Source organism: Psychromonas sp. MB-3u-54 (assembly GCF_002836415.1).
Lineage (GTDB): Bacteria > Pseudomonadota > Gammaproteobacteria > Enterobacterales > Psychromonadaceae > Psychromonas.
The window spans coordinates 42,461-49,249 of sequence record NZ_PJBP01000170.1; the positions used below are offsets into that span (position 1 = coordinate 42,461).

The 6,789-nt window shown below is 41.4% G+C and carries 5 protein-coding genes; 1 reads left to right on the plus strand and 4 read right to left on the minus strand.

Features of this window, described 5'->3' with window-relative positions; genetic code table 11:
- Positions 1-17 precede the first annotated feature (17 nt).
- From pstA to CXF72_RS13685, 3 genes are all read right to left on the minus strand, one after another.
- Positions 18-1,322: a phosphate ABC transporter permease PstA gene (gene pstA, locus CXF72_RS13675; RefSeq protein WP_198552607.1), complete on the minus strand. Its 1,305-nt coding sequence runs from the start codon at positions 1,320-1,322 to the stop codon at positions 18-20.
- Between the two features lie 31 nt (positions 1,323-1,353).
- A complete protein-coding gene (gene pstC / locus CXF72_RS13680) occupies positions 1,354-2,742 on the minus strand; it encodes a phosphate ABC transporter permease subunit PstC (protein WP_101039645.1) in 1,389 nt (462 codons plus the stop codon).
- An 83-nt stretch (positions 2,743-2,825) separates the two neighbouring features.
- On the minus strand, positions 2,826-3,878 hold the full coding sequence (locus CXF72_RS13685) for a PstS family phosphate ABC transporter substrate-binding protein (protein ID WP_101039647.1): 1,053 nt from the start codon (positions 3,876-3,878) through the stop codon (positions 2,826-2,828).
- 371 nt (positions 3,879-4,249) lie between these two features.
- Between CXF72_RS13685 and CXF72_RS13690 the strand changes: the two genes are divergently transcribed.
- Positions 4,250-4,618 carry a hypothetical protein gene (locus CXF72_RS13690; RefSeq protein ID WP_101039649.1) on the plus strand — a complete coding sequence of 123 codons (369 nt, stop codon included), beginning with the start codon at positions 4,250-4,252 and terminating at the stop codon, positions 4,616-4,618.
- 65 nt (positions 4,619-4,683) lie between these two features.
- Here the strand turns inward: CXF72_RS13690 and CXF72_RS13695 are convergent, their stop codons facing one another.
- Positions 4,684-6,468 carry a bifunctional diguanylate cyclase/phosphodiesterase gene (locus tag CXF72_RS13695; RefSeq protein ID WP_198552609.1) on the minus strand — a complete coding sequence of 595 codons (1,785 nt, stop codon included), beginning with the start codon at positions 6,466-6,468 and terminating at the stop codon, positions 4,684-4,686.
- Between the last annotated feature and the right edge of the window lie 321 nt (positions 6,469-6,789).

Consider the following 6,789-nt stretch of genomic DNA (forward strand, 5'->3'; position numbering starts at 1 on the left):
TGGCTGCTAAATAGGCACTACTGGCCATTTTTTTCAAATTTACTGCGTAAGAATGTTGCGCTGAAATTCATTATTAATAAGAAAGCTAAAAGCACTAAAATGGCGGCGGAGGTTTTAGCTAAAAAGGCGGATTCAGGACTGTCAGCCCATAAATAAATCTGCACGGGCATCACCGTCGCTGCATCGGTAAAATTAGTCGGTACATCAACAATAAAAGCGACCATTCCGATCATTAACAGCGGCGCCGTTTCACCCAGTGCCTGTGCAAGCCCAATGATAGTACCGGTTAAAATACCCGGCATGGCCATCGGCAGCACATGCTCTAATGTGACCTGCATATCTGAAGCCCCCAAGCCAATAGCGGCTTCACGAATCGAGTTGGGCACCGCCTTGATCGATGCGCGACTGGCAATAATAATAGTCGGTAAGGTCATCAGGCTCAGTACAATACCGCCGACTAAGGACGCCGAACGCGGTAAACCGAAGATATTAATCAGTACAGCTAACCCCAATAAACCGAAGACAATAGAAGGGACAGCAGCAAGGTTGTTGATATTAACCTCTATCATGTCTGTCCAGCGGTTTTTAGGTGCAAATTCTTCCAGATATAATGCGGCGGAAACACCAATGGGAAAAGAGATAGCCAGTACAATGATCATGGTTAATATAGTACCGCTAAGCGCCCCCCTTATCCCGGCTAATTCAGGTTCACGTGAATCACTATTGGTAAAGAAAAGCGTGTTAAAACGTTTTTCAACCGCACCCGAGTCGAATAATTGCTTTAACCACATCGCCTGCTTGTCGTTAATACGGCCGCTGCTTTGACCCGCTGTAAAGTCGCTTTTAAAGTAACTGTCAACATCATCGTCAGCCAGCAGCCACAGTGAGACCCTCTGCCCTAATAAATCAGGGTTGGCAGTGACCAGGTCCTCAATTTTGAACTCGGCACTGTAGCTCAGTAATTTCATTAAATCACGTTTATCGCCACGCGCGGTGATCGAAGGAAACATTTGATAAAGCGATTTTTTTACCGTTGCCGAATAGTTTGCCTGCTTCAACGCTTGCATGTCAGGTCGCACTGCTGAATCCGATGGTTCGATAGAAAGCCACTGGCGGTTAAACTCAATATCCACTTTTATCCAATGCTGGAAAAAAGCCGGGTACGCCTTAGTACCAATATCAGCGAACAGGATAGCCACCATCAGAAAGCCAAAGCTGATCGCCAGCCTTCCCCATAAACGAAAGCGTTTTTCTTTGCTGTTACGTTTTTTCAGGCTTTTTTTAATTCTGTCGGTATTACTGTGCATGCTTGAATCATTCATATTAAGTGCCTTTTGGCCAGTTTTTAACTGATTAGTCATACTGTTCTCTATATTTTCTGACTACTTTCAAGGCAATCACATTAAGTAATAATGTTGTGACAAACAGCATTAAACCTAAGGCAAATGCGGCTAATGTTTTAGGGCTGTCAAATTCCTGATCACCCGTTAATAAGGTCACAATTTGTACCGTTACCGTGGTCACCGCAGCCAACGGATTGGCGGTTAAATTTGCCGCCATTCCCGCCGCCATTACCACGATCATAGTTTCACCAATAGCACGCGAAACTGCCAATAACATGGCACCAATAATGCCCGGCAGAGCAGCGGGTAACAGTATTTTTTTAATGGTCTCAGACTCAGTTGCCCCCATCGCAAGAGAGCCTTCTTTTAACGCTTTGGGCACGGCATTAAGCGCATCATCGGAAAGAGACGATACAAAGGGAATAATCATAACGCCCATCACGATTCCCGCAGCCAGCGCACTTTCTGATGCCACGTTTAAACCCAGTGCTTCACCCGTATCACGAATAAACGGGGCAACCGTCAGGGCCGCAAAAAATCCATAAACGACCGTCGGGATCCCCGCCAGTATTTCTAACATAGGTTTAGCGATGGTTCGTAAAGTAGGACTCGCATATTGTGATAAATAGATAGCAGTCAATAATCCGACCGGTGCCGCAATCGTCATGGCAATAAAGGAGATCAGCATAGTACCTGCAAATAAAGGTACGGCGCCAAAAGCACCGGATGATCCGACTTGATCGCTACGCATCGCTATTTGCGGGCTCCAGGTGGTCCCGAATAAAAAATCCAAGGATGATACCGATTTAAAAAATTGCAGCGATTCAAACAACACCGACATCAAAATGCCTAAGGTGGTAAAAATGGCAACAACTGAGCAGCTTAAAAACAAGAATTTAGTGACACTCTCGGATAACGCTCGAGCAGAAAAGCTTAACTTGAAACGACTGGCAATGAACATCACGCTGGCGAGCGCAGTGATTAATATTAACCCGGATTTTAGAATGCTCGCCTGGTCTTTTAACACTTGCAGATACAGTGCTGCCTGCTGCTTTACACCGTCATTTGATAACTCGCTTAGGGTTGAATCGGCCATAATACGGATATCATTAAGATATAAACTCAAATCTGCGCTGGATAATGCCTGTACCTGTGCATCAAGCGAGTCAACCAGCAGTGATTGGATAATAATAGGTTCAACTATCCCCCACAATAAGAGCAGAAATAACGCGGGTAAACCGCAGCAAAATGCAGTCAGCAAACCAAATTGCTGCGGCAAAGAGTGCATGTTTTTAATCTGACTAACGCCACCAGCAACCTTGATCGATCGTTGCATTCCGACCCAATAACTTCCGAGTGTGAGTAGCGTTATGATTAAAATTAAAGCTGTAGACGTCATACGATGGCCTTTAAAGTAAAAAGGTAGACCGTGATTGGGCTACCTTAATTTTAAGTATTATCAGCTAATGAAGCAGACTGATATTACAGTTGCAGCATTTTATACGACTTCACATCCGCACTCACTTCAGCAAACTTATCATTGCCAAGTGGTATTAAGCCTTTATCTGTTAAATAGCCCATTTGCCCCATTGCTGATTCGCTGGTAAATTCAGCTAAATATTCGGCAATACCCGGTACTTTATCAACATGAGAGTTTTTCACGTAAAAGAAAAGTGGACGTGACACAGGGTAACTGCCGTCGGCAATCGCAGCGAATGAAGGTGCAGTACCGTCGATAAATGAACCTTGAATTTTATTTGTATTTTGATCTAGGAAACTAAAGCCGAATATCCCCATTGCATCAGGATTAGCATCTATCTTTTGAATAATTAAGTTATCATTTTCACCGGCTTCAATATAAACATGATCTTCACGGACAGAGTGACAAATAGCTTTGTAGGCACTTTTATCTGTTTTCTTGATAGCTTTAATCCACGGATACTGTTTACAACCCCCTTCCATGACTAATTCAGCAAAGGCATCGCGTGTACCCGATGTTGGCGGCGGCCCCAGTACTTCAATTTTAGTTGCGGGCAGACTGGCGTTAACATCTTTCCATGTTTTATACGGGTTCTTTATTAATGTTTCACTACCATCAAGTGCCGGTACTTTATCGGCTAAGGCTAAAAACAGATCTTTACGGCTGAGTTTCATCTGCGGTGCAGCATTAGAGTTGGCAACAACAATACCGTCATAACCAATCAGTACTTCAGTGATATCTGTTACGCCATTTTCAACACACATCTCATATTCACTTTTTTTCATGCGACGTGATGCGTTGGACATATCCGGCGTATCAATACCATTGCCGGCGCAGAATAATTTCATGCCGCCGCCTGTCCCTGTTGACTCTATTTTAGGCGTATTAAATTGTGTTTTTTTCCCAAAACGTTCTGCCACTACGGTTGAAAAGGGATAAACAGTTGAAGAACCAACAACGCTGATCATATCTCGACTTGCAGCTGTTGCCGCCGCTGATGCTAATAATGAAACAGTAAATGTTAGTGCTACCGTGCTTAATACTGATTTTTTCATTTTTAATTCCCTTATTTATGATGATGTGGTGATTATCAGCCCATCTCATTACAAGTTCATTACAGCTTTGTGACAATTTAATGACAGTGATTTTGAAATTTTAATTGACGCTAACAAAGCCCGAACGCTGGAAGCTCGATGCTCTAAAGCTGTCAGCCGTCAGCCGTCAGCTCGAAGCTCGAAGCTCGATGCTCTATGCTCTAAAGCTGTCAGCCGTCAGCCCGAAACTCGAGGCTCAAAGCTTAAAAAACCCGGCGGTAAAGCTTGCTGCCTTGGGCATCTTCAAGTAATTTGGGTATGCAGCTATGCTGATCTAAATAAATATAGGCAGCAGCAATATTTTAATGACAATGAGTGCCAGGAGGAAGGTTTTGAAAATTCAAGAAAACGATATCGTTAATGTATTAACCACATTAGAGTGCCGCACTAACTTCAGTATTAAAAAAATAACAGAATATATGCTGCCTAAACTAAAAGAAGCATTTTATCTGCACATAGAAAACCAGTCGCCACACATTATTATTCGCCCGGTGTTTGAAGTTTTTGCAGCAGAGTTAGCGGCTATTAAAGGGGTCAGTAAAAGAGAAGCCTATTTTCACAGTGCCGAAATGACCCGATTTCCTAAAAGAGTCCACAAAGGTATCAATGAAATCCATTATGGGATTTCTTTTAAGTTTGAAGACAGTCAAGCAGTAACACTTTTTATAAAAAAATTAATAACTATTGTAGGCGGCGGTTAAGCATGAACCATTACCATCTTGAGTTTTGAAGTTAAAAATTCAAGATGGTAATCCTGTTTTAATTATTAACTATGACATAATTCGGCAAGCTGTTTTTTTTCTGGCAATGCGTTGGCCGTCGTTTTACTGTCATATAAATATAACGAATTGCCTTTTATTTTTTTAGCCTTCGATTTTGCATAGGAGGCTAATACCGCCACATCGTTATGACTGTTACAAACGAAAGGCGACAAATTGACACAACCTATCGATAGACTCAGTAAAGGATAAAATTGTTTGGCACCCGTACGATCTTCGCTTGCGATTCCGCCCCTCTCCTGATCTTCCGGACGATAGCGGTGGCGAACCCATTCTGAAAATTTTGCCAGTATTTTTTCGCATTGTGTTTGCCAATGATCTGAAGATAAAATGACAATAAAATCATCCCCTCCAATGTGGCCAATAAAATCATCTCTATCGGTCACTATATCCCGTAAAATATCAGCAACACCGAGAATAATTTGGTCTCCTTTTTCATAACCATAACAATCATTGTACGGTTTGAAATGATCTAAATCGACATAACAGATAGTAAAGCGTGATTGTTCTTTAAGTCGCTGATCCAAATTTTTACTGATCGGCACATTGCCCGGCAACAAGGTCAAAGGGTTTGCATAACGTGCGTTATTTATTTGCAGATTAGTGATTTCTTTCAAAAGGTCGATAATTGAGCCAATGCCTTGATATTCACCTTTATTGACAATAATAAATTCCAGTATTTTCTTTCTTCCAGGTTGATCGCTAATTAAGATACTCGCTTGCTCAATAGATAAGTCATGTTCCAATATCAGCACCTGGCGATCAACCAATGAGGCGATCGTCTTTCTCCCTGAGAGTGCTCTGCCATAGGCTGAAAAAAACAAATTAGTGAGGTTGTTACGGTGGATTAAACCTATTGGTTTGTTGTCCTCAAGCACTGGAATACTGTCTAGCTCAGGTGTTTCCTTAAATAATGAGGCGCAAGATTCAATGGTCGTTGATCTACTAATTGCATCAATAGGCTGCAATAATTCTCCGACCATTTTGGATGAAATAAGTCTATTTTTAGACTGTGTGGTCAGCCTTCTTTCACTAAACAAGTTATTATTGATACGCCTGACGGGTAAAGCGGCCGGACGCTTAAAATAGTAACCCTGGCAGAACTGCAGACCAATTTTTTCTATAAATCGAAATTCATCGGCCGTTTCAACCCCTTCAGCAATGACTTTACAGCCTAGCTCCTGCGCGATATTTTTTATAGAGAGCACAAATTGCTGCTTTACTTTATCGCTGTCAATATCACACATAAAATGGCGATCGATCTTTACGTAATCAGGCCGTAATTCATACCACGCCCGCAAGCCCGAATAACCTGAGCCTAAATCATCCATCGCAATTTCAAAGCCCATCTCTTTATAATGTTGCAATGCATTTCGAATCACTTCATAATTTTCTAAAGGACTGTGTTCGGTTAACTCTATGACCACTCGGCTCGGATCAAGATCTATTTTCTTGAGTAATTTTAACGTTTGACCGGATCGAAAATTAGGCTGAAAGAGTGTTTCAGGGCTGGCATTGAGAAATAATTTCCCCCCGAGGTTAAGTTTTTTAAATTGCAGGATCGATAATTCTCGACACAAAATCTCCAGATCCACTAATCTACCTTGGCTTTTAGCTGCTGCAAACAGGGCAATGGGTGAGTACAACTGACTCTCAAAGGGGCCGCGAATTAATGCTTCATAGGCAAAAATATTGCGCTTAATATTTTCAACAATAGGCTGAAAAAAAACACTGAGATTTTTATTCTGGATTATCGAATCAAGTGATAGCATCGTTACATTTGGCCTATTTATATTCATGAGAGGGAAATTGATACGGAATAGTGCAGCTGCTTAATTATTCCCATTTAAGTGAATACAGAGATCAAGATTGCTTTAATTTTATTTTTTTATAACACTTTTAATGTTAATGATTAAGCAAACAAAATCAGTAAAATGGGATTCCGATAATGAAATAAAGGATAACGGTTAGTTATGACGTATTAATGACAGTGAGTAATAAATATTGCTTATTCTAAAAATAAAATTAGCAATAAAATCAGCTTAAATCGCTGATCGAGCTGCCTTCTAATAAAGGAGCAGCTTAAAGCATCT

Coding starts and splice junctions, on each gene's coding strand:
- pstA (WP_198552607.1), bottom strand. CDS start 1,322: ATGAATGATTCAAGCATGCACAGTAATACCGACAGAATTAAAAAAAGC.
- pstC (WP_101039645.1), bottom strand. CDS start 2,742: ATGACGTCTACAGCTTTAATTTTAATCATAACGCTACTCACACTCGGA.
- CXF72_RS13685 (WP_101039647.1), bottom strand. CDS start 3,878: ATGAAAAAATCAGTATTAAGCACGGTAGCACTAACATTTACTGTTTCA.
- CXF72_RS13695 (WP_198552609.1), bottom strand. CDS start 6,468: ATGCTATCACTTGATTCGATAATCCAGAATAAAAATCTCAGTGTTTTT.